1 protein-coding gene is annotated in these 293 nt (G+C 31.4%); it reads left to right on the top strand.

Going from position 1 to position 293, the window contains the following annotated elements:
- Window positions 1-57: 57 nt before the first annotated feature.
- A complete protein-coding gene (locus ACFX59_RS18285; protein ID WP_387434485.1) occupies window positions 58-282 on the top strand; it encodes a hypothetical protein in 225 nt (74 codons plus the stop codon).
- The last annotated feature ends 11 nt before the right edge of the window (window positions 283-293 follow it).

Here is a 293-nt window from a genome sequence, read left to right on the forward strand (position 1 = left end):
GAGGTCATTAGACCGAATAGTGACGATGTTATTTTGACTAAATTGTGGAGTTGAACTATGAGAAAAGAAGAAATATTTAGATTACTAGGAGTATCAGATGAAACTGAATTGGAAAGCTTGTTGGATTGTAAATCAGTTGAATATGCCGATGTAATTACTGAGGAAAACTATTTTATAATTAATCGTGAAACATCTAAGTATGGGATGCCATCGATTGATCGTAGCGGATTTGAAAATAAAAAACATAAGTTGATTGAATTATCAGCATGTTTAAATAGATAACCCTATGTTTG

It is taken from the genome of Sphingomonas sp. NCPPB 2930 (genome assembly GCF_042867205.1).
Classification (GTDB): Bacteria; Pseudomonadota; Alphaproteobacteria; order Sphingomonadales; family Sphingomonadaceae; genus Sphingomonas.